This window comes from Pseudoxanthomonas sp. GW835-FHT14C01 (genome assembly GCF_058793715.1).
Genome location: NZ_JBXAGB010000002.1, coordinates 695,479 through 719,447, shown reverse-complemented (window position 1 = coordinate 719,447; position 23,969 = coordinate 695,479). Strand labels below are relative to the sequence as shown.

The following is a 23,969-nucleotide window of genomic DNA, read 5'->3' as shown; positions in this document are numbered from 1 at the left end:
GCCTGTCAGACAGAACCTGCAGGCCGGATCACTCGGCCGAGGCGACCTTCGGTGCCGGCGGATTCTGGTAGATCAGGTAGGGCTCGGACTTGTGCTCGATCACGGACTCGTCGACGACTACCTTGCTGACGTTCTCCAGCGACGGCAGTTCGTACATCGTATCCAGCAGCACCGACTCGACGATGGTACGCAGGCCGCGCGCGCCGGTCTTGCGCTTCAGTGCCTTGCGGGCGATCGCCGACAGCGCGTCGGGACGGAATTCGATCTCCACCCCTTCCATCTCGAACAGCTTCTTGAACTGCTTGGTGATGGCGTTCTTCGGCTCGGTGAGGATCTTGACCAGCGCGGTCTCGTCCAGCTCTTCCAGCGTGGCGACGACCGGCAGACGGCCGACGAATTCGGGGATCAGGCCGAACTTGATCAGGTCCTCGGGCTCGACCTCCGACAGCACCTTGCCCACTTCCGACTTCTTCTCGGAGCTCTTCACCTTGGCGCCGAAACCGATGCCGCCCGCTTCGGTGCTGCGCTGCTGGATGATCTTGTCCAGTCCGGCGAACGCACCGCCGCAGATGAACAGGATGTTCTTGGTGTCGACCTGCAGGAATTCCTGCTGCGGGTGCTTGCGGCCACCCTGCGGCGGCACGCTGGCGACGGTCCCCTCGATCAGCTTCAGCAACGCCTGCTGCACGCCTTCGCCGGACACGTCGCGGGTGATCGACGGGTTTTCGCTCTTGCGCGAGATCTTGTCGATCTCGTCGATATAGACGATGCCCTGCTGCGCCTTGTCGACGTCGTAGTCGCACTTCTGCAGCAGCTTCTGGATGATGTTCTCCACGTCCTCGCCCACGTAACCGGCTTCGGTCAGCGTGGTGGCGTCGGCGATGGTGAACGGCACGTTGAGCAGGCGCGCCAGCGTTTCGGCCAGCAGCGTCTTGCCCGAACCGGTCGGGCCGGCGAGCAGGATGTTCGACTTGGCCAGTTCGACCTCGTCGTTCTTGCTGCGGCTCTCGATGCGCTTGTAATGGTTGTAGACCGCCACCGCCAGCGTACGCTTGGCGCGGTTCTGGCCGATCACGTACTGGTCGAGGACCTCGAGGATCTCGCGCGGCTTGGGCAGGTGGCTGCGTGCGGACTGCGCCTTCTCCTCTAGCTCTTCGCGGATGATGTCGTTGCACAGCTCGACGCATTCATCGCAGATGAACACGCTGGGACCCGCAATCAGCTTGCGGACCTCGTGCTGGCTCTTGCCGCAGAACGAGCAGTACAGGATTTTGGTGCTGTCGCCGGAACGGCCCTGACGATCTTCGCTCATGCTGGTATTACTCGGTCGCTCAACCCGCCCGGAAGGGCTTTCGGTCGGAGAATAGCACACGGTCCCGGCTTGTCTGCCGGGACCGTGAACAGGGGGATTTGTGCCTGAAAAGCGGCAATCCGGAGGTCAGGCCGACTGGATGGAATCTTCCGGACGACGCTCGAGCACCTGGTCGACCAGGCCATAGGCCTGCGAGTCCGCCGCACTCTTGAAGTTGTCGCGCTCGGTGTCGCGCTCGATGGTCTCCAGCGACTGCCCGGTGTGATGGGACAGAATCGCGTTCAGCTTCGCGCGCAGCGTCAGGATCTCACGGGCGTGGATGTCGATGTCCGTCGCCTGGCCCTGGAAGCCGCCCAGCGGCTGGTGGATCATCACGCGCGAATTCGGCAGGGCGTAGCGCTTGCCCTTCGCGCCCGCCGCCAGCAGCAGCGCGCCCATGCTGGCCGCCTGGCCGACGCAGATCGTGCTGACGTCCGGCTTGATGTACTGCATGGTGTCGTAGATGGCCATGCCCGCCGTCACCACGCCGCCGGGCGAGTTGATGTACAGGCTGATGTCCTTCTCGGGGTTTTCCGCCTCGAGGAACAGCATCTGCGCCACGATGACGTTGGCCACGTGGTCGTCCACGCCGCCGACCAGGAAGATCACGCGCTCCTTCAGCAGGCGGGAATAGATGTCGTAGGCGCGCTCGCCGCGGCTGGTCTGTTCGACCACCATCGGCACCAGGTTGAGGGCTTGGGTTTGAATGCTCATCGGTTCTCGCGCCTGTCGTTCAAGGGAAGGTCCGGCCTAGGATAGCCGGACCTCCTGCCCGGGCGGGGCGCCCGGATCAGTTGCGGATGGCTTCCTGGAAGGAAAGCGCCTGCTCGGTGTGCTGGGCGCGCTCGGCGATCCAGTCGATCACCTGCTCTTCCATCACACGACCCTGCAGACTGTTCATCAGTTGGGGATCGTTGCGGTACAACTCAATGACCTGTTCCGGCTCTTCGTAGGTCGAGGCGATCAGGCGCAGCGTCTCGTTCAGGCGCTTCGGGTCCAGGCGGAGCTGGTTCTTGCGGGCCACTTCGCCCACCAGCAGGCCGACCAGCACGCGCTTGCGGGCGGCATCGACGAAACCTTCATGGGCGTTGTCCGGAATCTGCACCTGCTGGCCCTGGCGGCGCGCCTGCTCGGCGGCCTGCTGGACCATCACGCGGGCCTCGTTTTCGACCAGGCGCGGCGGCATCTCGACGTGGGCGTAGGCGGCGATCAGCTGCTCGCCGACTTCCCGGCGCAGGCGGGTCATCAGCGCACCCTTCAGTTCGCGCTCCAGGTTGCTGCGGATGTCCGCGCGGAACTGCTCGGCGTCGCCGCTCTTCACGCCGAAGCTGCGGATGAACTCGCGATCGACGTCCGGCAGCACCGACTCCGCCACGTCCGTGACCTTCACGTGCACGTCGACCTGCCTGCCCGCCAGCTGCGGCACGCGCCAGTCGGCCGGGAACGTCACCGACACGGTCTTCTCGTCGCCCTTCGCCAGGCCGATCAGCGCCTGCTCGATCTCGCCGAACATCACGCCCGAACCGATCAGCGTGGCGCCCTTCTCGGCGCCTTCGGCGGGCATGCGCTCATCGCCCGCCTGCGACCAGGTCTCCAGCGTCACGCGGTCGCCGTCTTTCGCGCCGCGCTCGACGGCCTGGAACGTACGACGCTGCATGCGCAGGTTGTCGATCATCTGGTCGATGTCCGCATCGGTGACATCGGCCGTATTGCGGACCACGTTCAGCTTGGCGACGTCGACATCGCCGAAGTCCGGCACCACCTCGAAGGTGGCGACGAAGTCCAGTTCGCCCTCGCCCTGCTTTTCGATGCGCGGGTTGCCGGCCAGCTGCAGTTCCTGCTCCCGCACCGCATTGTTGAAGGTTTCGCGCAGCAGGCCGTCGAGGGCTTCGGCGCGCACCTGGTCGCCGAACCGCTGCTCGATGACCTTTGCCGGCACCTTGCCCGGACGGAAGCCCTTGATGCGCGCGGTGCGCGACAGCTCGCGCAGACGACCGCCGATATGGGTGTCCAGACGCTCCGCCGGCAGGCTGAAGCTCATGCGGCGCTCGAGGTTGCCGACCGATTCGACCGAAACTTGCATACTCACTGACTCCTGCGGCCACGGCTCAGCCGGGGCGATGTTGATAATCCGGGACGCCTGGGACGCAGGCGCAATGCCCCTCCCGGCGGAACTTGCTAGTTTCGCCGATTCCGTAGCGGGCTGCCAGCGGTGATCGGACCCCAGCCATCGGCGTTGAGGCCCTTGGCCGAAATGAGGACGCCAAAGGCGGCAAGCCGCTTGCCGGGCCAGGGCGGACCTTCGACGGCGCAGCCCGGCAGCGGCCGGGGGCTTGCCATCCGGGCACCACGACGATGTCCGTGTCGTGCAGGGGGTTAAGCCAGGCGTGGTGCGAAAGGAGGGACTCGAACCCTCACGGGGGTTACCCGCTGGAACCTAAATCCAGTGCGTCTACCAATTCCGCCACTTTCGCAGGTGCCGCATTGTAGCCGGCGACCTGCCGGAACCGGCAAGAAAAAGCGCCCGGTGACGGGGGCTTTCGGGATTGACGGGCAGTCGAGGATTCGAACCGCGCCCCCACCCTCGATTCGCCACGAACCCCGAACGCGCCGTGACCCGCCCGGCGTATGACGCCGCAAAAGAAAACGCCCGGCGTGAGCCGGGCGATTCGGGATTGGTGGGCCGTCAAGGATTCGAACCTTGGACCTATTGATTAAGAGTCAACTGCTCTACCAACTGAGCTAACGGCCCCGAAACATCAGACGCGTAGTGTAACCGCATCGCTTTTTTCTGTGAACCCCCGCACCGCGGACGTCCTGCAAACAGTGGGGTGGCTGAGGGGACTCGAACCCCCGACATCTGGAATCACAATCCAGTACTCTAACCAGCTGAGCTACAGCCACCACTGAAACCTGCATCCTCCCGGACCGCACCGGCGTTGGCGCGCCCGACAGGACTCGAACCTGTAACCGCCGGCTTAGAAGGCCGGTGCTCTATCCGGTTGAGCTACGGGCGCCCGGTCCGGATTGTCGCATCCCCGTTGTGCCGGAACACGCGGGCCGTGCATCGTGCTGGTCGGGGTAGAGGGATTCGAACCCCCGACCCTCTGGTCCCAAACCAGATGCGCTACCAGACTGCGCTATACCCCGACGAGGGTCCCGACATGGCGTCTGGACGCCAACGAGGCCGCGTATTGTCGGAACCTGCGGCCCTGCTGTCAAACAGAACGTGGCGGACCACGGCTTGCGATATGCTCAGGCACTGGGGACAGACGTCCGGCAACCACATGAGGGAACCATGGTACGCAGCGGCAATCCGGCATTGAAGGAATCCACCTTCCTCGACCTCGGCAGCGGGGCCGTCGTGGCGCGCGATGGCGAGGCGATGACGCTCAATGGTACGGTCAACAAGACCGGGATCCTGTTGCTGCTGGCGGTCCTGACGGGCGCATTCTCCTGGTCGCAGATCGAAGTCACGCAGGAAGGCGCGACCGGCATGGGCTATCTGTGGGGCGGCCTGATCGGTGGTTTCGTGCTGGCCCTGGTGACGATCTTCAAGAAGGAATGGGCGCCGGTCACCGCACCGCTCTACGCGCTGGTCGAGGGCCTGTTCCTCGGTGCGATCTCCGCGCTCTACAACCACATGTACGAAGGCATCGTCACCCAGGCGGTGATGCTGACCTTCGGCACGCTGTTCGCGCTGCTGATGGCTTACCGCAGCGGCCTGATCAAGGCGAACGAGAACTTCAAGCTGGGCGTGGTGGCCGCGACCGGCGGCATCGCGCTGGTCTACCTGCTGTCGATGGTACTGCGCATGTTCGGCAAGGACGTGCCGCTGATCCACGAGAGCGGCATCGTCGGCATCGGCTTCAGCCTGTTCGTGATCGTGATCGCGGCGCTGAACCTGGTGCTGGATTTCGACTTCATCGAGTCGGGTGTCGAAGCCGGCGCGCCGAAGTACATGGAGTGGTACGCGGGCTTCGGCCTGATGGTCACGCTCGTGTGGCTGTACCTGGAGTTCCTGCGCCTGCTGGCCAAGCTGCAGTCGCGCGACTGACGCATCGAAACGCTTTCAACGAAAGGGCGCCCTCGGGCGCCCTTTTTGGTTCTCAGCCCCCGGCGGTCGCGGCGTGCCGGCGGCGGCGCGACGGCCAGACCATGAACAGGATGGTCACGCCGGCCAGCAGCCAGCAGTAGTGCACCTTGCCCATCAGCGCCAGCGGCGACAGTCCCGCCAGCGAAGCCGCCAGCAGGATCTGCGCGCCGTACGGCAGCAGACTCTGGACGATACAGACGAAGATATCGAGCACACTGGCCGCGCGTGCCGGCGGCACGTCGTGGCGCTCGGCGATGTCGCGGGCCACTCCACCGCTGATCAGGATGGCGACGGTGTTGTTGGCGGTGAACACGTCCGTCAGCGAAGCCAGCGCCGCGATACACCATTCCCCCGTGCGACGCCCGGTATTGCCGCGCGCGAGCCGGGAGATCTGCCCTGCCAGCCAGTGCAGGCCACCGCTGGCCTTCATCAACGCGCCCAGGCCGCCGATGAACAGCGCCAGCAGAGTGATTTCCACCACGCTCTCGAAGCCGGCGTAGATATCGTCGGTGAAGGCTGGCAACCCATAGTCCTGCGGACCGAAAAACACGCCGAACAGGCCGGCGACCACCAGACCGATGGTCAGCACGACCAGTACGTCCAGCCCGCTGACGGCGAGGGCCAGCACCAGTACATAGGGCAGCACCAGCCAGGCCGACGTCGGTTCGGCGGCCTCCACCGGCGAGGCATCGCCCACCACCGCCAGCAACGCCAGCGTCAGCACCGCGGCCGGCAGTGCGATCTTGATGTTCTCGCGGAACTTCTCGCGCACGGTGCAGCCCTGCGTGCGCGCGGCGGCGATCGCCGTGTCCGAGATCACCGACAGGTTGTCGCCGAAGGTTGCCCCGCCGATGACCGCGCCCACCATCAGCGCGCGGTCGATGCCGGCCGCATCGGACACGCCGAGGGCGATCGGCGTGACCGCCGCGATCGTACCCATCGACGTCCCCACCGCCAGCGACAGGAAGCCCGCGACCAGGAACAGGCCCGGCAGGATCAAGGCCGGCGGCAATGCCCCGACGCCCAGCGCGACCACGGCGTCCACCGCGCCGATCTGCTTCGTCACCATCGCGAAGGCGCCTGCCAGCAGGAAGATCAGGCACATCAGCACGATGTTGCTGTCGCCGATACCCTGCAGCAACGTATCCATCGCCCTGACGCGCGCGCGATGCGCAATCCACAGGCCCAGCGCGATGGCCGGCAGGATCGCCACGGGTGCATGCAACCGGTAGAAGCCCATCGCATCGCCCTGTCCGGTGTAGTACAGGCCAGCGCCGAAGAACAGGGCGAGGAACAGCAGCAACGGGGTCAGCGCCAGGGCGCTGGGACGGACGGACATGAACAGGGCCTTCTGCGTGGGCCGCGGATTGTGCGTGCCCTTCGCCTCGCATCCAACCTCATGGATGGGACATACGCAAACAAAAACGGGACGCTGCGCGTCCCGTTTCCGTCCTGCCTTGACGCCGGCCTCAGACGCGGCTGGCGATGGCCTTCGCGAACGACATCGTGGTGCCGTCGCCGCCCAGATCCGGGGTCAGCGAATCCTTGGCTTCCAGCGTGGCGATGATCGCCGCGCGCAGGCGCTCGGCCTTCTCCGGCTGGCCCAGGTGGTCGAGCATCTGCGCCGCACCCAGCAGCAGCGCGCAGGGATTGGCGACCCCCTTGCCGGCGATGTCCGGCGCCGAGCCGTGCACGGCCTCGAAGATCGCCGCGTCGGCACCGATGTTGGCGCCCGGCGCCAGGCCCAGGCCGCCGACCAGACCGGCGCACAGGTCGGAAATGATGTCGCCGAACAGGTTGGTGGTGACGATGATGTCGAACTGCTCCGGACGCATCACCAGCTGCATGCAGGTGTTGTCCACGATCATCTCGTTGGTCTGGATCTCGGGGTACTGCGCGGCCACTTCGCGCGCCACCTTCAGGAACAGGCCCGAGGTGGTCTTGAGGATGTTCGCCTTGTGGACGATGGTGACCTTCTTGCGGCCGGTCTTGCGGGCCAGGTCGTAGGCGTAGCGGACGATGCGCTCGGAGCCCTTGCGGGTGATCTTCTGCGTCAGCAGCGCGGTTTCGCCGTCTTCCGAAATCGACTGGCCTTCACCGATATAGGCGCCTTCGGTGTTCTCGCGCACGGTGATCAGGTCGACGCCGTCGGCGAAGCGCGACTTGGTGTTGGGGAACGACTTGGCGGGACGCACGTTGGCGTACAGGTCGAAATGGCGGCGCAGCGCGACGTTGATCGAGCTGAAGCCCTCGCCGACCGGCGTCGTCAGCGGGCTCTTCAGCGCCACGCCGTTCCTGCGGATCGAGTCCAGCGTGGCCTGCGGCAGCAGGTCGCCGTGCTTCTCCAGCGCCACCAGGCCGGCGTCGGCATCTTCATAGGTCAGGCCGACCTTGAGTGCGTCCAGCACGTACAGGGTGGCATCCATGATCTCCGGGCCGATACCGTCGCCGCGGATGACCGTAATCGTCTGGGTCATTGAGTGGGGTTTCCGAACAGGGGCGCGCACCGGACAGGGCCACGGCGGGCGCGAAAAGAAAGATTTGTCCGCCAATTATGCCCGAACGGCCGGCAAGTCCCCTAATCGACCATGGTCTGAGCCCTTCCCCCGCGGGCAGGGCGGTGCATCAACCGTGGTCGTGCGCGGCCGGCGCGTCGGCCTGCCCACCTTCCAACTGGTCGAGGAAATCCACGGCGCGGCGCAGGTGCGGAATGACGATGGAGCCACCGACCACCAGACCCACCGAGAAGGTTTCGAAGAACTCCTCGCGCGTGACCCCGGCCTCCTTGCACTGGGCGACGTGGTAACTGATGCAGTCGTCGCAGCGCAGGACCATCGAGGCGACCAGGCCCAGCAGTTCCTTGGTCTTCACGTCCAGCGCGCCGGCCTGGTAGGTCTGCGTATCCAGCGCGAAGAAGCGGCGGACGACCTGGTTCGGTTCGTCCAGGATGCGCTTGTTCATCCGCTGGCGGAACTCGGTGAAGGCCTTCACCCGGTCCTGGCTGTCGTCGACCCCGCTCACGCGGCATCTCCGGCCAGCAGCGGCTCCAGCTTGCCGGCGCGATGCAGGGCGATCATGTCGTCATAGCCGCCCACGTGCACCTCGCCCACGAAGATCTGCGGCACGCTGGTGCGCTTGGCCTTGGCGATCATCTTCTCGCGCTCGGCCGGGTCCAGATCGATCCGCACCTCGGTCCAGGTCTGGCCCTTGCTCTTGAGGAAGTTCTTCGCCGCCACGCAATAGGGACAGATGGCGGTGCTGTAGAGGGTGATCTGCGGCGCACTGGCGCCTTGCGGGGTGTCGCTCAAGGGAGTCTCCGGAACGAAAGGGAGGGAAATCGGTCCCAGCCAATATCGGGCAGGTCGCGCCGTCTTCCAGTGAACGCAGTGGAACAGTGCGAACCGGAACCTGTCCGGTTAACCACGTATTCACTCGCCCGGATCGACGACCGGTCATCCTGATCGAGACGCCCATTATCCGCCACGGAGCCACGTTTGCGTCCCTTGCTGCTCGCTACCGTCCTGACCCTGACCCTCGCGGCGCCCTTGGCCTCCTCGCAGGAAAGCCGCTTGCCGGACATCGGCTCCTCCGCCGGCGAACTGCTGACCCCGGCCCGCCAGGCGCAGTACGGCGGGATGATGCTGCGCGAACTGCGCAACTACGGCTACCTGCTCGAGGACCCCCTGGTGACCGACTGGCTGCAGGGGGTCGGAGGACGGCTCGGTGCGGATAGCGACAATCCGCAGCAGTCCTACACCTTCTTCATGATGCGCGACCGGCAGATCAACGCCTTCGCCACGCTGGGCGGCTACATCGGCATGAACGCCGGCCTGGTGCTGACGGCCGATCGCGAGGATGAGGTCGCGGCCGTGCTGTCGCACGAAATCGCCCACGTCACCCAACAGCACGTCCTGCGTGGCGTGGAGCGCGCGCAGCGCGACCAGGTGCCGATCCTGCTCGGCATGCTGGGCGCCATCGTGCTGGCGCAGGCCGCCGGCGGCAGCTCCAGCGGCGACGCCTCCCAGGCCGCCATCGCCTCGGCGATGGGCCTGATGCAGCAGCGCCAGATCGACTACACCCGCTCCAACGAATCCGAAGCCGACCGTGTCGGCATCCGCACGCTGTCCCGCGCCGGCTACGACATCGACGCGATGGCCGGCTTCTTCGCCAAGCTGCAGCAGGCGACCCGCGTGGCGCGCGGCAGCGGGCGCGAAACGATCCCCGACTACCTGCAGACCCACCCCGTTACCACGACCCGCATCAGCGAGGCCCGCCAGCGCGCCGACCAGATGCGGGGCAACCAGGTCACCGCCGTGACGACGGTCCCCGGCGGCGAGCGCGTGGAGCGCTTCGACCGGACCGGCATTACCCTGCCGGAAACCCGCAGCGACAATCCCCTGCTGCCGATCCCCGTCACCCTCCCCTCGCTGGCGTTCCGGCAGGGCGACAGCGGCCAGTTCGACTGGGCCCGCGAGCGCCTGCGGGCGCTCAGCGCCAGCACGCCGTCGGCTGCCGTCCGGGAATACGAGACCCTGCGCCGGCAGGCGGGCAAGCCGCTGACCGGGCCGCAGCGTTACGGGCTGTCGGTGGCCCACCTGCAGGGCGGCGACATCCGCACCGCATTGACCGAACTGCAGCGGCTGGCCGACGAGAACCCCGACAACCTCTGGGTGGCGCTGTCGCTGGGCGAGGCCGAATCGCGCACGGGCAACGCCGCTGCCGCCAACCGGCGTTTCGACGCGCTGGTGCAGCGCTTCCCGCAGAACCGGCCGGTCGCGCTGACCTACGCGAAGGTACTGAACGAGCAAGGCGGCCGCGAGGCCGGCCAGCGCGCACAGGCCGTCCTGCGCCCGTTGATGGCCCGCGCGGGCGACGACCCGGTGTTCCAGCAGCAGTTCGCCCGCGCCAACGAACTGGCCGGGGACACCGCCCGCGCCGGCGAGGCCTATGCCGAAGCCGCCTACCTGAATGGCCGGCCGGAGCAGGCGCTGATCCAGCTGCAGAATCTCAAGAAGCAGAGCGACCTGGACTTCTACGCACGGGCCAGGGTCGATGCCCGTATCGCCGTCATCACTCCGGAAGTGCTTGAGCTTCGCCGCCAGGGCGTCCGCGACCCCGACGTCGAACGCCGCTGACCCCCTGCCGCGGCACGGTCATGACAGTCCCGCGGCATGTCATGTAAACGTCACAAAATTGTCGTCTACTGGCACGGTCCCCCTCGCACCCGGATCCTGCGTGCAGAAGCACATCCTGATCGTCGACGACGAACCCGCCATCCGCGACATGGTGGCGTTCGCCCTGCGCAAGGGCGACTACGAGCCGATCCACGCCGGCGACGCACGTGAAGCCCAGAACGCCATCGCCGACCGCGTCCCCGATCTGATCCTGCTCGACTGGATGCTGCCCGGCACCAGCGGCCTGGAACTGGCCCGCCGCTGGCGCAAGGACGCCATGACCCGCGACGTCCCGATCATCATGCTCACCGCCCGCGGCGAGGAGAACGACCGGGTCGGCGGCCTGGAGGCCGGTGTCGACGACTACGTGGTCAAGCCGTTCTCCGCACGCGAACTGCTGGCGCGCATCCGCGCCGTCATGCGCCGCTCGCGCGACGACGACGAGGACGGCAGCGTGGCGGTCGGCAACCTGCGCATCGACGGCGCCGCCCATCGCGTGTTCGCCGGCGACACGCCGGTCGCCATCGGCCCCACCGAGTACCGCCTGCTGCACTTCTTCATGACGCACCCGGAGCGCGTCTACTCGCGCACGCAACTGCTCGACCACGTCTGGGGCGGCAGCGTCTACGTGGAAGAACGGACCGTCGACGTGCACATCCGCCGCCTGCGCAAGACGCTGGAGCCGCACGCCCTGGAGAACATGGTGCAGACCGTGCGCGGCTCGGGCTATCGCTTCTCCGCGGCGATGTGACCTGTCGGGCGGCGCGATCCCGCCGCCTGCGCGGGCTGTCATAGACATCTGACACAATCGGTCCATGCCCCACGACATCCGTTCCGCCTGGTTCAAGACGCTCGGCCAGCTGGCGCTGATCCTGGCGCTGGCGGTCGTGGCCGGGCTGTTGCTGGGTCAGGTCTGGCCGGTCGTCACCGTCGCCGCGCTCGGTGTGGTGGCGTGGCACTACTGGCGCCTGCGCAAGGTGCTGCTGCGGCTGACCGCACGCCAGCGGCTGGAACCGGCCCAGGGAAGAGGCGTCTGGAACGAACTCGACCGCCTGCTGTTCCGCGGCCAGGCCGAAATGCGCACGCGCAAGCGTCGCCTGCTCGACATGCTGCGCGCCTACCGCGCCGCCGCCGCCGCCCTGCCCGACGGCGTGGTGGTGGTGGAACGCAACAGCCAGCGCGTGCAGTGGTTCAACAAGGCCGCTGGCACGCTGCTGGGCCTGCAGTATCCCGCCGACATCGGCGCCCCGGTCGGCGACCGCCTGCAGCCGCTGCCGATGTCGCACTGGCTGGCCGGCGGGCGCAACGCCGAGCCGATGCTCGATGCCGCCTCGCCGGTGGATCCGCACCTGCGCCTCAACCTGCGGCTGATCCCCTACTCCGACGAATACTGGCTGCTGGTCGCGCGCGACGTCAGCAAGCTGCTGCGGCTGGAACAGATGCGCCGCGATTTCGTCGCCAACGTCTCGCACGAACTGCGCACGCCGCTGACCGTCGTGCACGGCTACCTCGACATGCTGGAGCCCACCGAGTATCCGGACTGGGCGCCGATGCTGGCCGAGATGCAGAAGCAGTCGCAGCGCATGACCCAACTGGTGGAAGACCTGCTGACGCTGTCGCGGCTGGAAGCGCAGGACAGCCTGCCCGACGAGAACGTGGCGATGGCGCCGATGCTGGCCACCCTGCGCCGCGAGGCCGAGGCGCTGAGCCAGCGCCGCCACACCATCGTGGTCCAGGACGAGGCGAATGTGGACCTGTCCGGTTCAAACAAGGAACTGCACAGCGCCTTCTCCAACCTGGTCAGCAACGCGGTGCGCTATACGCCCGCCGGCGGCACTATCACCGTCCGTTTCGTGCTTGAGGGCGAGGGCGCCGTGCTCAGCGTGCGCGATACCGGCTATGGCATCCCGACCGCGCACCTGCCTCGCATCACCGAACGTTTCTACCGCGTGTCCACCAGCCGTTCGCGCGAGAGCGGCGGCACCGGCCTGGGACTGTCGATCGTCAAGCACGTGCTGAACCTGCACCAGGCGCGCCTCGAGATCGAAAGCGAGGTCGGCCAGGGCAGCGTGTTCTCCATCCACTTCGGTGCCGATCGCGTCGAACCGCGCCTCGACGCCCCCGCCTCTCTCACTACGGACAGCCAGCCCGCATGAACGCCGCCTTGGATACGACGCCCGCCACCGCGACCGGCGAAGATGCGCTGCGCGACCCGGCGCTCTACCTCAACCGCGAACTGTCCCAGCTGGATTTCAACTTCCGCGTGCTGGCGCAGGCGCAGGACCCGTCGGTGCCGCTGCTGGAGCGCCTGCGCTTCCTGTGCATCTCCTGCACCAACCTCGACGAGTTCTTCGAGATCCGCGCGGCCACCGTGCGGCACGCGCTCGATTTCGGTCTGCCGCCCGGCGCGGACGGCATGAGTCCGGCCACCGTGCTCAACAAGATCCACGACCGTGCCGCCGAACTGGTCGATGCGCAGTACAAGTGCTGGAACGAGGTGCTGCGTCCGGGCCTGGCCGAGGCCGGCGTGCGCGTGTTCGGCCGCGACAGCTGGAATGCGCGGCAGACCCGCTGGCTGCGCGCCTACTTCCGCAACGAGATCATGCCTGTCCTGTCGCCGCTCGGCCTGGACCCGGCGCATCCGTTCCCGAAGATCCTCAACAAGTCGCTCAACATCGTGGTGGTGCTGAAGGGCAAGGACGCATTCGGCCGCGCCGGCCACCTGGCCATCGTGCGTGCGCCACGCTCGCTGCCGCGCATCATCCACCTGCCGCAGCGCGTGTCCGGGGGCGAGAACGACTTCGTGCTGCTGTCGTCGGTGCTGTCGGTGTTCGTGGACGAACTGTTCCCGGGCATGGAGGTGAAGGGCTCCTACCAGTTCCGCGTGACCCGCAACTCCGAAGTGGTGGTCGACGAAGAGGAAGTCGAGAACCTGGCGCTGGCACTGCGCGACGAACTGGTCGGCCGCGGCTACCGTCCCGCGGTGCGGCTGGAGATCGCGCACGACTGCCCCAAGCCCATCGTGCGCCAGCTGCTGCAGAACTTCGCGCTGCCCGACAATGCGGTGTATCCGATCAACGGACCGGTCAACCTCAATCGCGTGATCCAGGTCTACGACCTGGTGCAGCGGCCCGAACTGAAGTACCCCGCCTTCACTCCGCGCACGCTGCGCGACAGCGAAGCGATCTTCGAGAAGGTCGCCGACGACGACGTGCTGCTGCACCACCCGTTCGACTCGTTCGCCGCCGTCCTGGAGCTGATCAAGCAGGCCGCGGTGGACCCCGAGGTGCTGGCGATCAAGCAGACGCTGTACCGCACCGGCAAGGATTCGGCCATCGTCGAGGCGCTGGTGCAGGCCGCGCGCAACGGCAAGGACGTGACCGTGGTGGTCGAACTGCGTGCGCGCTTCGACGAGGACGCCAACCTCGGCGTGGCCGACCGGCTGCAGGAAGCCGGCGCGCAGGTCGTGTACGGCGTCGTCGGTTACAAGACACACGCCAAGATGCTGCTGATCGTGCGCCGCGAAGGCCGCAAGCTGCGCCGCTACGTGCACCTGGGCACCGGCAACTACCACAGCGGCACGGCGCGCGCGTACACCGACATCGGCCTGATCACCGCCGACCAGGACATCGGCAACGACGTGCACCTGCTGTTCCAGCAATTGTCCGGCCTGGCGCCCACGACCAAGCTCAAGCGCCTGCTGCAATCGCCTTTCACCCTGCATCCGGGCCTCATCAAGAAGATCGAGCGCGAAGCCAGGCTCGCCCGGGCCGGCAAGCCGGCGCGCATCATCGCCAAGATTAATGCGATCAACGAACCGCGCATCATCCGCGCGCTTTATGCGGCGTCGCAGGCCGGCGTGCGGATCGACCTGATCGTGCGCGGTGCCTGTGCGCTGCGGCCGGGCGTGCCCGGTATCTCCGACAACATCCGCGTGCGCTCCATCGTCGGGCGCTTTCTCGAACACAGCCGCCTCTACTGGTTCGGCAATGACGGGGCGCCGGAACTTTACTGCGCCAGCGCCGACTGGCTGGAGCGCAATCTGTTGCATCGCGTGGAGACCTGCTTCCCGATCCTCGACAAGGACCTCGCCGTGCGCGTCTTCAAGGAAGGCCTGCAGAATTACCTCGACGACAACTGCAATGCCTGGGAGCTGCAGGCCGATGGCAGCTACATCAAGCTGACGCCCGGCGACGACACGCCGCATTCGGCACAGGGCACGTTGCTGGCGAAGGTGTGATGCGACCCAAGGACGCATGGACGATGGCATCCCGTGCCATCGCTTTGCAGCAATGCGCGGCGCCATTGGCTAAACTGGCCGCATGGCGCCCCTGACCTCCCCCACTTCTCCGCCGCTCCAGGACGGAGACCTGTTGGCCGCGATCGACCTGGGCTCCAACAGTTTCCACATGATCGTGGCGCGCTCGCTGCTCGGCCAGCTGCGCGTGGTCGACCGCCTGCGCGAAACCGTGCGCATGGCCGATGGTCTGGATGGCAAGGGCGGCCTGTCGGCCGCAGCAAGGCAGCGCGCCCTCGACTGCCTGTCGCGCTTCGGCCAGCGCATCCGCGACATTCCCGGCGCGCGCGTGCGTGCCCTGGCCACCAACACCGTGCGCCAGTTGCGCGATCCACAGGATTTCCTGGCCGCCGCGGAGGCCGCGCTCGGCAAGCCGATCGAGGTGGTCTCCGGCCGCGAGGAGGCGCGCCTGATCTACCTGGGGGTGGCGCACGCGCAACCGCCGAAACCCGGCCAGCGCCGCCTGGTGATCGACATCGGCGGCGGCTCGACGGAATTCATCATCGGCCGCGGCTTCGAGACGCTGGAGCGCGAAAGCCTGCAGGCCGGCTGCATCGCCAGCACGCGCCGCTTCTTCCCCGGCGGCAAGCTGTCGCGCAAGCGCTGGAAGGAAGCCCTGACCGAGATCGGCGCCGAGTTCCAGCAGTTCGCTGGCCTGTACCGCAACCTCGGCTGGCAGGAAGCCATCGGATCGTCCGGCACCAACAAGGCCATCGGCGAGATCTGCGCGGCGATGAAGCTGACCAAGGGCGCGGTGACGGCGGACGCGCTGCCGCAGGTCCGCGACAAGCTGCTGCAGGCCGACCGCATCGAGGACATCGAGCTGCCCGGCCTGTCGAACGACCGCCGCCCCATCATCGCCGGCGGCGTGCTGGTGCTGGAGGCCGCGTTCGAAGCGCTGGGCCTGCAGCGCCTGATGGTCAGCAAGGCGGCGATGCGCGAAGGCATCCTGTACGACATGCTAGGCCGCGGCAGTGACAACGATCCGCGCGACCTGTCCACGGCGGCGCTGATGCAGCGCTACGGCATCGATGAGTTCCAGGCCGCGCGCGTGGAAGCCACCGCGATGCGCCTGTTCGAACAGGTCGAGCACAGCTGGGGACTGGACGACGACGATGCCCGCATGCTCGGCTGGGCCGCGCGCCTGCACGAGATCGGCCTGGTCATCGCGCACAGCCAGTACCACGTGCATGGCGCCTACCTGCTCGAGCATTCGGACATCGAAGGCTTCTCGCGTCAGGAGCAGCAGGTGCTGTCCGCGCTGGTGCGCACGCACCGCCGTGGCGTGCCGAAGAACGCGTTCGATGCCCTGCCCGACCGCCTGCTGCTGAGCGCCAAGCGCAAGGCCGCGCTGCTGCGCCTGGCCGTGCTGCTTCACCGCTCGCACGACGCCGATGCCATTCCGCGTCTCGATGCCACCGCCAGCGGCGACCGCCTGGACCTGGTGGTCAGCAAGAAATGGATCGATTCGCGTCCCCTGCTGCGCTCCGACCTGGTCGGCGAGCCCGAGGACATGCAGGGACTGGGCGTGGCGTTCAAACCGTTCGTGGCGTAACACCCTCGACGGCGTCAGCGCTGCTAACGCGGGCGGTGAGGACGTGCGGCGTCGCATCGTGCTTGCCGCGTTCGGTGACGGCCGCTTCACGCATCGAATACCGCAACAGCGGCATGGTCGGAACATGCCGTTCGCACCCCGTTACCCAAACTGTGACTTGAAGGTAAACTCCGGCCAGCCACGGGCCTCCGGCGTGATCCACCCCCATCGCCCCACGCCATCCTCCCCGACCGTCTTTGCGGCGGGAGCAGGCCCCGTCGCCGACTATCCATCGCGTACCTGCCTTCAGGAGGAAGCCCGTGATCGACAGTAGGAAACCGCAGGATGCGTTGACCGACGCCTGGCTGGACGGTGGCCCGGGCGCCGTGGCCATCGCGCGCAACGTGGACCGTCTGCTCGATGCGGTGCGCCGGCACCTCGACATGGATGTGGCCTTCGTCAGCGATTCCATGGCAGCCACCGGGTCTTCCGCCATGTCGTCACCCGGCTCGACCGTGCGCCCATCCGGCCAGGCGACTGCAGTCCGCTCGACGAGGGTTACTGCATGCGTGTCGTCGAGGGCAGCATCCCGCAGCTGATTCCCGACACGGCTGCCGTCCCCGCCGTCGAGCGCATTCCCGAAACGCAGCTCGTGCCGATCGGCTCTCACCTCAGCGTGCCCATCCAACTGCGCGACGGCCGTGTCTACGGCACGTTCTGCTGCTTCAGCCTGGCCGCCAACCTGTCGCTGGGCCAACGCGACCTGCACATGATGCGGGCCTTCGCCGACCTGCTGGCCTACCAGATCGATGGCGACCTGGATGCCGTGCAGGCGCATGAAGAGAAGGTCGCCCGCATCACGTCTGTGCTGGAAATGGGCCAGCCGCACATGGTGTACCAACCCATCTACCGCAGCAGCGAACGCCGCATCGTCGGCGTGGAATGCCTGTCGCGCTTCGAGCTGGAACCGCGCCGCACGCCGGACGTCTGGTTCGCCGAAGCGCGCGAGATCGGGCTGGGCGTGCGGCTGGAACTCAACGCCATCCTGTCCGCGCTGGATGGGTTGCGCCAGGTCGGCGGCGATTTCTATGTCGCACTGAACGTCTCGCCGCAGACCATCATCAGCGGCGGCATCGATGGCTACATCGACGATCTGGATCCGCATCGCGTGGTGCTCGAAATCACCGAGCATTCGCTGGTCGACGACTACGGCCTGCTCAACGAACGGCTGGTGCCGCTGCGCGAAGCGGGCGTCCGCATCGCGGTGGACGACGCCGGCGCCGGCTACGCCAGCATGCGGCACGTGCTGGCGATCCATCCCGACATCATCAAGCTGGACCTCAGCCTCACCCGCGACATCGACAGCGATTCGCCGCGTCGCGCCCTGGCGGCGGCGCTGATCGAGTTCGCCCGCCAGACCCAGTCGCACGTAGTGGCCGAGGGTGTGGAAACGTCATCGGAACTGGCCGCACTGCAGGCGCTCGGCGTGGACGACGTGCAGGGCTATCACCTTGCTCGCCCCTTGGAAGTCGCGGCGCTGGCGCAGAAGCTGCGTGACGAGCGTCAGCGCAACTGAGGCGGGCCGACCGCTCTGGCATGATGCGGCTCTCTCCTTTCGCGATGCCACGATGAAGACCTACCTCCTCGCCGACGGCCTCGCCGTGTCCCGCATCGCCTACGGTTGCATGCAGCTGAGCCGCGCCTGGGACGCCACGCCGGTCACCGCCGACGAGCGCCGTCATGCGCAGCGCCTGGCCGAGACCGCGCTCGCCAACGGCATCACCCTGTTCGACCATGCCGACCTCTATGCGCGCGGCAAGTCCGAGCAGGTGTTCGGCGACGTGCTGCGCGCATCGCCCGGCCTGCGCGAGCGCATGGTGCTGCAGTCCAAGTGCGGCATCCGGTTCGCCGACGATCCGCCCGGCACGCCCGGCCGGTACGACTTCAGCCATGCGCACATCGTCGCATCGGTTGACGGCAGTCTGTCGAGGCTGGGCGTGGATCATCTGGACGTACTGCTTTTGCATCGTCCGGATGCGCTGGTGGAGCCGGAAGGCGTCGCCCGCGCGTTCGACGAGCTGCACGCGGCCGGCAAGGTCCGCCACTTCGGTGTCAGCAACCACACCGCCGGCCAGATCGAACTGCTGCGTCGTCATGTGCGGCAGCCGCTGATCGCCAACCAGGTGGAAGTCAGCCTGCTGCATCATCACCTGATCGACGACGGCGTGGTCGCCAACACCACGGGGCACGCGTACGCCTCGGCGTCCGGCACGCTGGACTATTGCCGTCTCCACGACATCCGGGTGCAGGCCTGGTCGCCGCTGGCCGGCGGCAGGCTGGCCACCACGTCCGAGTTCGCCGACCCGGTGATCCGCACCACGTCCTCGCTGCTGCGCCAACTGGCGGAAGAGAAAGGCGTGACGCCGGAAGCGATCCAACTCGCCTGGTTGCTGCGCCATCCCGCCGGTATCCAGCCCATCGTCGGCACGACCGATCCGGTCAGGCTCGCCGCGTGCTGCGCGGCGGATGGCATAACGCTGAGCCGGGAGGAGTGGTATGCGTTGTTCACGGCAGCGCGCGGGGGACGGGTGCCTTGAGCCTGACGTTCTGACTGCATCCATGACATCGTCCGAGGTGATCATGCGCGTTCGCAACCGCCTCATCGACTGTATACCCGCACGCTGCAGGCCGTTCCGCGGACGCGGCATCCATGACCTGACAACGAGGAACATATGGGCACCTGGGGCATCGGTTCTTTCGAAAACGACGACGCGGCGGATTTCATGATCGACCTGCTGGACAGTGGCGACCTGTCGCTGGTCCGCGAGGTACTGGACAACGTGCTCACCTCGACCGAGTACGTGGAAGCGCCCGACGCCACGCTGGCGATCGTCGCTGCCGAGATCGTGGCGGCGGCACGTGGACGCCCCACGCTGGCCGCGCAGCAGGAGGAAGGACTGGCAGACTGGATCGCACGCCTCCGGCCGACGATCGATGCCCACCTCACCACGCAGGCGCGGGAAGCGCTCACCCGCATCCTCGCCGACAATTCCGAACTGCGGGAGCTGTGGGAGGAGACCGACGACATCCACGACTGGCGGGCCGTCGTCACCGAACTCCGCAGCCACCTCGAAGCCTGAGCTACCGCGTCGCGCGCCTTCCTGTCACGCGACCCAACACCCCATTCGGAAACAGCATGACCGATCCCTACAACTCGTCCTCCGCGTACTCGCTCACCGCGCTACGCGCCGCCCTACCGCCGCTCAACGACGCCATGGTGACGACGGCACTGGAACTTCCGGGCTACCGCATCGCGCGCAACCTGGGCATGGTCCGCGGCATCACCGTACGATCGCGATCGATCGTGGGCAATTTCCTGGGCGGACTGCAGTCGTTGTTCGGCGGCAACATCACCATCTACACCGAACTGTGCGAACAGGCCCGCGACGAGACCTACCGCGACATGTTCCAGCACGCACGGCAACTGGGCGCCAACGCCATCATCGCCGTCCGCTACGACGCCACCGATGTAATGGCCGGTCTGACGGAGGTGCTGTGCTATGGCACCGCGGTGATCGTCGAGCCCCTTGACTAGCCGCCGATGCGCTCCGGAGCACCATGATTCTCCCTCTACGCGTGATCCGGTACGTCCTGGCAGCACTGACCGCGCTCGTGAGCTTCATTGCCGGGTGGTATCTGACGCTGCTCGGACTGATGTGGGCGATGAAGTCCGGGACGGTTTGCGAGTCGCCCTGCGATGGACCTGCCTATGCGGCGACAGCACTGTCGCTCGTGCTGGGTCCGATGATCGGCGTGCTCGCGGGCGGGGCCGGTGCGCTGCTGACAGCCCGGTTGTTCCGGGGCAGCGCACTTCGACCCTGAAGCAGCCCCAAACCCGGAATGGCTCCGCTATAGTCGCCCCACGTCATGGCCGGCCCCACCGACGGACAGTCCCTCGCATCCTTTGCAGGAGGTTGTCATGAAGCGCGTGTTCCGTTTGATCCTGGCGGTCATCGTCGGGGTGGTTGTCGGCAGCGTCGCCAACATGGCGCTGATCATGCTCGGCGGCCACGTCATCGCCCCGCCCGCCGGCGTCGACACCACGACCGCCGAAGGCCTCGAGGCGGCCATGCCGCTGTTCGGACCGAAGCACTTCGTGTTCCCGTTCCTGGCTCATGCGGTCGGCACGCTCGTGGGCGCCTTCGTCGCCACCCTGCTCACGCCTGGCCGGACTCGTGGCCCGGCGTGGGGGGTGGGCGCATGCTTCCTGATCGGCGGCATAGCCGCGATCGCCATGCTGCCCTCACCCGTGTGGTTCACCGTGGTGGACCTGGCGCTGGCCTACCTGCCGATGGCGTGGCTGGGCCACCGTCTGGCCCCGCGCGGAGGACACCCGGCATGAGCCATCCCGGCGTCCGCTCGCCGATGTCCGGATCCGGGCCGGTACCCGCATGGGTCCGCCTCGGCGCGACGGCCTGCGCGGTCGTGTGCATCGTGATCGGGGCGCCATGGCGCGCCTGGCATCCGCTGGAGCTGGCGATGGATGTGCTCGTGCCGCTGATGCTGCTGGCGCTGTCGTTCGCGCGCCGCTGGGACGGCACGATGCTGCGCGTGTCCCTGGCACTGGGAGTGGCGTCGTGGGCCGCCATGCTGGCCGCGTGGCGCTGGCTGACGCTCAACGCCTAGCGGGAGCCCGACGAGGATGTTCGCCGTCATCCGTGCGCACGCGCTATCACTGGCGGCCGTCGCCGAAGCGCCGTACCCCGGACTCCTTGTTCCGGGTACGCGGCAATATCTTCGTGCCCATCCCGCCGGAACGAGCCCATCCGCATGGTCCGTCGATGAGTAAGACAACGCATGGGCGCTGGCCATGCATCCGCCTTCCTCGAAAAGCTGTTCTGGGGCAGCAACGTGCTGGGCTTGTGCGTGGACCTGAGCAGGGACACGCCTGCGGTGGCCAGAGTGCTGGTCGGCTGACGAAACGGGCCCGGCACGCATCGTCATCCCACGGTCACCGAACCGAAACACCGGCGACACCTCCCAGCCCCAGCATGCGCAAAACGTGGAGCCGCGCATGCGCTTTGCCATCGTCACCGAGACCTACCCGCCGGAAGTGAACGGCGTGGCGCTCACCGTGCAAGGGCTGGAAACCGGCCTTCGCCAGCGCGGGCATGAGGTGTCCGTCGTCCGCCCCCGCCAGCCGGCCGATGGGGCCGACGCCGGCGACACCCTGCTGGTGCGCGGCGCCCGCCTGCCACGGTATCCCGGCCTGAAATTCGGCCTGCCGGCGACGCGGCGCCTGCTGGCGCAGTGGAAGGATTCACCGCCGGACGCCCTTTACGTGGCCACGGAAGGCCCCCTCGGATGGTCGGCGCTGCGTGCGGCGCGGCGACTGGGCATTCCGGCGGCCACCGGCTTCCACACCCGCTTCGACGAGTACATGCGCGACTACGGCGCGCCCTTCCTGCAGCACACCGCGCTGCGCTGGATGCGCCGCTTCCACAACGGCGCCGACGCCACCCTCGTACCCACGCGCGAACTGGCGCAGTTCCTGCAGACGCAGGGCTTCGATCGCGTGGTGCGGCTGGCGCGCGCGGTGGATGCGCGGCATTTCAGCCCGTCGCAGCGCGACGATGCCTTGCGCGCGACGTGGGGCCTGGGCACGGACGATCTGGCGGTGATCTACGTGGGTCGCATCGCCGCCGAAAAGAACCTGGAGCTGTCGATCCGCGCGTTCCGCGCGATCCAGCAACAACAGCCGACCGCGAAGTTCGTCTGGATCGGCGATGGTCCGGTGCGCGAGCGGCTGGCGCAGGAGCATCCGGACTTCCTGTTCTGTGGCGTCCAACGCGGCGAAGCGCTCGCGCGGCATTTCGCCAGTGGCGACCTGTTCCTGTTCTCCAGCCACAGCGAAACCTTCGGCAACGTCACCCTGGAAGCGATGGCCAGCGGCGTGCCGACGGTGGCGTTCAACTACGGTGCGGCGCGCGAACATCTGGTCGACGGCGTGCACGGCGCAGCGGTGGAGAGCGACGACGCCTTCCTGGCCGCCGCCCTGCGCCTGGCCGCGGATGCGTCGCTGCGCCGCACGCAGGGCCAGGCCGCGAGTCTGGCGATGCGCGACCTGCATCCGGACCAGGTGGCGGCGGATTTCGATGCCCTGTTGACCGAGCTCGCCCTGACACGGAGAAGCCACCATGCGTCCGCTGCCGCTGCGTAACGTCTTCCTGGGCCGGGACACCGGCTGGTGCCTGCGGGCCAACCGCTGGGGCGAATGGAGCGGTGTGCGCCGCTTCTTCGCCATCGTGAGCCGGTTGGGCGACGGCGTGTTCTGGTACCTGTTGATGGCGGCGCTGATCGTCGCCGACGGCGTGGACGGTCTGGCGGCTTCCGCACACCTGGCGGCGACCGGCGTGATCGCGCTGACCCTCTACAAGGCGCTGAAGCGCTGGACGCGCCGTCCGCGCCCGTTCGCTTCCGACGTGCGCATCCGCGCATGGATCGCGCCCCTGGACGAGTTCAGTTTCCCGTCCGGCCACACGCTGCATGCCGTCGCGTTCACCCTGGTGGCGCTGGCCCATTACCCGGCGCTGGCCCCCTTGCTGATCCCGTTCGCCGCCTGCGTGGCGGCCTCGCGCGTGGTCCTGGGCCTGCATTACCCCAGCGACGTGCTGGCCGCCACGGCCATCGGGACCAGCCTCGCCACGCTGTCGATCTGGCTGGTGCCGGGGGTCAGCCTCCTGGGTTGACTCTGCGCCAGGCAAATCCTGGCGAACTTGGAGTTACGTTTCAATAACTCCATGTTATAAATTATTGACATTGAGTCAAGCCATGATTACCTTCTCTCCCGTCCATCCACCAACGGGGAGAGCACCATGCTGTCGAGGGAACGTTTCGCCTGGGTCTGGGTGACGGCGCTGGCCGTCGTCTTCGCGCTGTACTTCACCTATATCTCGGTCAATGCCGAGGCGGTCGCTTCCCTGCACATGGGGCAGCGGATCGGCCTGCTGGCCATGGCGCTGGGGTCGCTGGGCATCGTCGCGGCGGTCGCCTGGATGGTCACGCGCGAGCGCGACGAAGAGGGGCGCCTGGTCCCCAGCGACGAACGCGACCGACGCATCGAGGCGCGGGCGTCGTTCTACGCCTACTACGTGCTGATGGCCGGCATCATCCTGGTCGGCTGCGTGATGCCGTTCACCACCGGCGGCTGGGCGATCGTGCACACCACCCTGCTGGCGATCGCGGCGTCGGAGTTCGTCCACTCTGGCCTGATCATCCACGGCTATCGCCGAGGCCTGCGTGTCTGAGGGGCGGGTCACCAACCAGATCCGCACGCTGCGCTTCCTGGCGGGCGAGATGACGCAGGCCGACCTGGGCAAGCGCGTCGGCGTGACGCGGCAGACCATCGCCGCGATCGAGGCCGGCAAATACTCGCCCACGCTGGAATGCGCCTTCCGCATCGCGGACGTGTTCGGCAAGCCGCTGGTCGAGGTTTTCGGCTGGGAACGCTGAGCGGT

At 67.3% G+C, this 23,969-nt stretch carries 25 protein-coding genes and 5 tRNA genes; 18 read left to right on the top strand and 12 right to left on the bottom strand.

The features are described from left to right. Window positions 1-28: 28 nt before the first annotated feature. The 8 genes from clpX to AC1Q5B_RS10100 all read right to left on the bottom strand — a co-directional run bounded on the left by clpX (window position 29) and on the right by AC1Q5B_RS10100 (window position 4,501). On the bottom strand, window positions 29-1,312 hold the full coding sequence (gene clpX / locus AC1Q5B_RS10135) for an ATP-dependent Clp protease ATP-binding subunit ClpX (RefSeq protein WP_492631547.1): 1,284 nt from the start codon (window positions 1,310-1,312) through the stop codon (window positions 29-31). A gap of 126 nt (window positions 1,313-1,438) precedes the next feature. Further along, the gene (clpP, locus tag AC1Q5B_RS10130) at window positions 1,439-2,065 is read right to left on the bottom strand and encodes an ATP-dependent Clp endopeptidase proteolytic subunit ClpP (RefSeq protein WP_162336364.1); all 627 of its coding nucleotides are present in this window, start codon (window positions 2,063-2,065) and stop codon (window positions 1,439-1,441) included. A gap of 76 nt (window positions 2,066-2,141) precedes the next feature. Continuing rightward, on the bottom strand, window positions 2,142-3,434 hold the full coding sequence (tig, locus tag AC1Q5B_RS10125; protein ID WP_492631546.1) for a trigger factor: 1,293 nt from the start codon (window positions 3,432-3,434) through the stop codon (window positions 2,142-2,144). A 305-nt stretch (window positions 3,435-3,739) separates the two neighbouring features. Further along, window positions 3,740-3,825: transfer RNA gene (locus AC1Q5B_RS10120), tRNA-Leu, on the bottom strand. 202 nt (window positions 3,826-4,027) lie between these two features. After that, window positions 4,028-4,103, bottom strand: a tRNA-Lys gene (locus AC1Q5B_RS10115). A gap of 75 nt (window positions 4,104-4,178) precedes the next feature. Then, a tRNA-His gene (locus AC1Q5B_RS10110) sits at window positions 4,179-4,255 on the bottom strand. A gap of 36 nt (window positions 4,256-4,291) precedes the next feature. Beyond that, window positions 4,292-4,368: transfer RNA gene (locus tag AC1Q5B_RS10105), tRNA-Arg, on the bottom strand. A 56-nt stretch (window positions 4,369-4,424) separates the two neighbouring features. Continuing rightward, window positions 4,425-4,501: transfer RNA gene (locus AC1Q5B_RS10100), tRNA-Pro, on the bottom strand. Between the two features lie 148 nt (window positions 4,502-4,649). On the opposite strand from AC1Q5B_RS10100, the gene AC1Q5B_RS10095 reads away from it, so the two are divergent. Then, on the top strand, window positions 4,650-5,408 hold the full coding sequence (locus AC1Q5B_RS10095) for a Bax inhibitor-1/YccA family protein (protein ID WP_492631545.1): 759 nt from the start codon (window positions 4,650-4,652) through the stop codon (window positions 5,406-5,408). 52 nt (window positions 5,409-5,460) lie between these two features. On the opposite strand, the gene AC1Q5B_RS10090 is transcribed toward AC1Q5B_RS10095, so the two are convergent. The 4 genes from AC1Q5B_RS10090 to grxC form a co-directional block, all read right to left on the bottom strand. After that, window positions 5,461-6,786 (bottom strand): Na+/H+ antiporter NhaC family protein, encoded by a 1,326-nt coding sequence (locus AC1Q5B_RS10090; protein WP_492631544.1) that lies wholly within the window; start codon window positions 6,784-6,786, stop codon window positions 5,461-5,463. A gap of 130 nt (window positions 6,787-6,916) precedes the next feature. Further along, window positions 6,917-7,924 carry an isocitrate dehydrogenase gene (locus AC1Q5B_RS10085; RefSeq protein WP_492631543.1) on the bottom strand — a complete coding sequence of 336 codons (1,008 nt, stop codon included), beginning with the start codon at window positions 7,922-7,924 and terminating at the stop codon, window positions 6,917-6,919. 148 nt (window positions 7,925-8,072) lie between these two features. Then, on the bottom strand, window positions 8,073-8,468 hold the full coding sequence (locus AC1Q5B_RS10080) for a carboxymuconolactone decarboxylase family protein (RefSeq protein ID WP_492631542.1): 396 nt from the start codon (window positions 8,466-8,468) through the stop codon (window positions 8,073-8,075). After that, a complete protein-coding gene (gene grxC, locus AC1Q5B_RS10075) occupies window positions 8,465-8,755 on the bottom strand; it encodes a glutaredoxin 3 (protein WP_492631541.1) in 291 nt (96 codons plus the stop codon). Before grxC ends, AC1Q5B_RS10080 begins: the two co-directional genes overlap by 4 nt. 186 nt (window positions 8,756-8,941) lie before the next feature. Here grxC and AC1Q5B_RS10070 point away from each other — a divergent pair, with 186 nt between their 5' ends. The 17 genes from AC1Q5B_RS10070 to AC1Q5B_RS09990 all read left to right on the top strand — a co-directional run bounded on the left by AC1Q5B_RS10070 (window position 8,942) and on the right by AC1Q5B_RS09990 (window position 23,964). Next, window positions 8,942-10,582: a M48 family metalloprotease gene (locus AC1Q5B_RS10070; protein ID WP_492631540.1), complete on the top strand. Its 1,641-nt coding sequence runs from the start codon at window positions 8,942-8,944 to the stop codon at window positions 10,580-10,582. A 100-nt stretch (window positions 10,583-10,682) separates the two neighbouring features. Beyond that, window positions 10,683-11,372 carry a phosphate regulon transcriptional regulator PhoB gene (gene phoB / locus AC1Q5B_RS10065; protein ID WP_162336355.1) on the top strand — a complete coding sequence of 230 codons (690 nt, stop codon included), beginning with the start codon at window positions 10,683-10,685 and terminating at the stop codon, window positions 11,370-11,372. A 64-nt stretch (window positions 11,373-11,436) separates the two neighbouring features. Next, on the top strand, window positions 11,437-12,777 hold the full coding sequence (gene phoR, locus AC1Q5B_RS10060; RefSeq protein WP_492631539.1) for a phosphate regulon sensor histidine kinase PhoR: 1,341 nt from the start codon (window positions 11,437-11,439) through the stop codon (window positions 12,775-12,777). Further along, a complete protein-coding gene (gene ppk1, locus AC1Q5B_RS10055) occupies window positions 12,774-14,861 on the top strand; it encodes a polyphosphate kinase 1 (RefSeq protein WP_492631538.1) in 2,088 nt (695 codons plus the stop codon). Before phoR ends, ppk1 begins: the two co-directional genes overlap by 4 nt. Window positions 14,862-14,952: 91 nt before the next feature. After that, entirely contained in the window at window positions 14,953-16,473 is a 1,521-nt protein-coding gene (gene ppx, locus AC1Q5B_RS10050; protein WP_492632081.1) for an exopolyphosphatase, read from the top strand. 299 nt (window positions 16,474-16,772) lie between these two features. Continuing rightward, window positions 16,773-17,051: a hypothetical protein gene (locus AC1Q5B_RS10045; protein ID WP_492631537.1), complete on the top strand. Its 279-nt coding sequence runs from the start codon at window positions 16,773-16,775 to the stop codon at window positions 17,049-17,051. Next, window positions 17,018-18,028, top strand: coding sequence for a sensor domain-containing phosphodiesterase (locus AC1Q5B_RS10040; protein WP_492631536.1), 1,011 nt, complete (start codon window positions 17,018-17,020; stop codon window positions 18,026-18,028). The genes AC1Q5B_RS10045 and AC1Q5B_RS10040 overlap by 34 nt, the downstream gene beginning before the upstream one ends. Window positions 18,029-18,080: 52 nt before the next feature. Next, window positions 18,081-19,049, top strand: coding sequence for an aldo/keto reductase (locus AC1Q5B_RS10035; RefSeq protein WP_492631535.1), 969 nt, complete (start codon window positions 18,081-18,083; stop codon window positions 19,047-19,049). A gap of 135 nt (window positions 19,050-19,184) precedes the next feature. Continuing rightward, window positions 19,185-19,592, top strand: coding sequence for a DUF4259 domain-containing protein (locus AC1Q5B_RS10030; RefSeq protein ID WP_492631534.1), 408 nt, complete (start codon window positions 19,185-19,187; stop codon window positions 19,590-19,592). A gap of 56 nt (window positions 19,593-19,648) precedes the next feature. Beyond that, complete coding sequence (locus AC1Q5B_RS10025; protein WP_492631533.1) at window positions 19,649-20,047, top strand: YbjQ family protein; 399 nt, start codon at window positions 19,649-19,651, stop codon at window positions 20,045-20,047. Window positions 20,048-20,070: 23 nt separating this feature from the next. Next, window positions 20,071-20,334, top strand: coding sequence for a hypothetical protein (locus tag AC1Q5B_RS10020; protein ID WP_492631532.1), 264 nt, complete (start codon window positions 20,071-20,073; stop codon window positions 20,332-20,334). 97 nt (window positions 20,335-20,431) lie between these two features. Continuing rightward, window positions 20,432-20,854: a hypothetical protein gene (locus AC1Q5B_RS10015; protein ID WP_492631531.1), complete on the top strand. Its 423-nt coding sequence runs from the start codon at window positions 20,432-20,434 to the stop codon at window positions 20,852-20,854. Then, the gene (locus tag AC1Q5B_RS10010) at window positions 20,851-21,138 is read left to right on the top strand and encodes a hypothetical protein (RefSeq protein WP_492631530.1); all 288 of its coding nucleotides are present in this window, start codon (window positions 20,851-20,853) and stop codon (window positions 21,136-21,138) included. The genes AC1Q5B_RS10015 and AC1Q5B_RS10010 overlap by 4 nt, the downstream gene beginning before the upstream one ends. Before the next feature lie 388 nt (window positions 21,139-21,526). Continuing rightward, the gene (locus tag AC1Q5B_RS10005) at window positions 21,527-22,672 is read left to right on the top strand and encodes a glycosyltransferase family 4 protein (protein ID WP_492631529.1); all 1,146 of its coding nucleotides are present in this window, start codon (window positions 21,527-21,529) and stop codon (window positions 22,670-22,672) included. Further along, complete coding sequence (locus AC1Q5B_RS10000; protein WP_492631528.1) at window positions 22,650-23,201, top strand: phosphatase PAP2 family protein; 552 nt, start codon at window positions 22,650-22,652, stop codon at window positions 23,199-23,201. The genes AC1Q5B_RS10005 and AC1Q5B_RS10000 overlap by 23 nt, the downstream gene beginning before the upstream one ends. Window positions 23,202-23,327: 126 nt before the next feature. Then, window positions 23,328-23,759, top strand: a complete 432-nt coding sequence (locus AC1Q5B_RS09995) for a hypothetical protein (protein ID WP_492631527.1) — start codon at window positions 23,328-23,330, stop codon at window positions 23,757-23,759. Then, entirely contained in the window at window positions 23,752-23,964 is a 213-nt protein-coding gene (locus AC1Q5B_RS09990; protein ID WP_492631526.1) for a helix-turn-helix transcriptional regulator, read from the top strand. The genes AC1Q5B_RS09995 and AC1Q5B_RS09990 overlap by 8 nt, the downstream gene beginning before the upstream one ends. Window positions 23,965-23,969 lie beyond the last annotated feature (5 nt).

Bases quoted from the DNA above. Each gene is read 5' to 3' on its own strand.
- AC1Q5B_RS10095 (WP_492631545.1), top strand. From the start codon at position 4,650: ATGGTACGCAGCGGCAATCCGGCATTGAAGGAATCCACCTTCCTCGAC.
- AC1Q5B_RS10030 (WP_492631534.1), top strand. From the start codon at position 19,185: ATGGGCACCTGGGGCATCGGTTCTTTCGAAAACGACGACGCGGCGGAT.
- AC1Q5B_RS10005 (WP_492631529.1), top strand. From the start codon at position 21,527: ATGCGCTTTGCCATCGTCACCGAGACCTACCCGCCGGAAGTGAACGGC.
- phoR (WP_492631539.1), top strand. From the start codon at position 11,437: ATGCCCCACGACATCCGTTCCGCCTGGTTCAAGACGCTCGGCCAGCTG.
- AC1Q5B_RS09995 (WP_492631527.1), top strand. From the start codon at position 23,328: ATGCTGTCGAGGGAACGTTTCGCCTGGGTCTGGGTGACGGCGCTGGCC.
- clpX (WP_492631547.1), bottom strand. From the start codon at position 1,312: ATGAGCGAAGATCGTCAGGGCCGTTCCGGCGACAGCACCAAAATCCTG.
- AC1Q5B_RS10025 (WP_492631533.1), top strand. From the start codon at position 19,649: ATGACCGATCCCTACAACTCGTCCTCCGCGTACTCGCTCACCGCGCTA.
- AC1Q5B_RS10085 (WP_492631543.1), bottom strand. From the start codon at position 7,924: ATGACCCAGACGATTACGGTCATCCGCGGCGACGGTATCGGCCCGGAG.
- clpP (WP_162336364.1), bottom strand. From the start codon at position 2,065: ATGAGCATTCAAACCCAAGCCCTCAACCTGGTGCCGATGGTGGTCGAA.
- AC1Q5B_RS10020 (WP_492631532.1), top strand. From the start codon at position 20,071: ATGATTCTCCCTCTACGCGTGATCCGGTACGTCCTGGCAGCACTGACC.
- AC1Q5B_RS10000 (WP_492631528.1), top strand. From the start codon at position 22,650: ATGCGTCCGCTGCCGCTGCGTAACGTCTTCCTGGGCCGGGACACCGGC.
- AC1Q5B_RS10090 (WP_492631544.1), bottom strand. From the start codon at position 6,786: ATGTCCGTCCGTCCCAGCGCCCTGGCGCTGACCCCGTTGCTGCTGTTC.
- ppk1 (WP_492631538.1), top strand. From the start codon at position 12,774: ATGAACGCCGCCTTGGATACGACGCCCGCCACCGCGACCGGCGAAGAT.
- AC1Q5B_RS10010 (WP_492631530.1), top strand. From the start codon at position 20,851: ATGAGCCATCCCGGCGTCCGCTCGCCGATGTCCGGATCCGGGCCGGTA.
- AC1Q5B_RS10040 (WP_492631536.1), top strand. From the start codon at position 17,018: ATGCGTGTCGTCGAGGGCAGCATCCCGCAGCTGATTCCCGACACGGCT.
- AC1Q5B_RS10015 (WP_492631531.1), top strand. From the start codon at position 20,432: ATGAAGCGCGTGTTCCGTTTGATCCTGGCGGTCATCGTCGGGGTGGTT.
- tig (WP_492631546.1), bottom strand. From the start codon at position 3,434: ATGCAAGTTTCGGTCGAATCGGTCGGCAACCTCGAGCGCCGCATGAGC.
- AC1Q5B_RS10035 (WP_492631535.1), top strand. From the start codon at position 18,081: ATGAAGACCTACCTCCTCGCCGACGGCCTCGCCGTGTCCCGCATCGCC.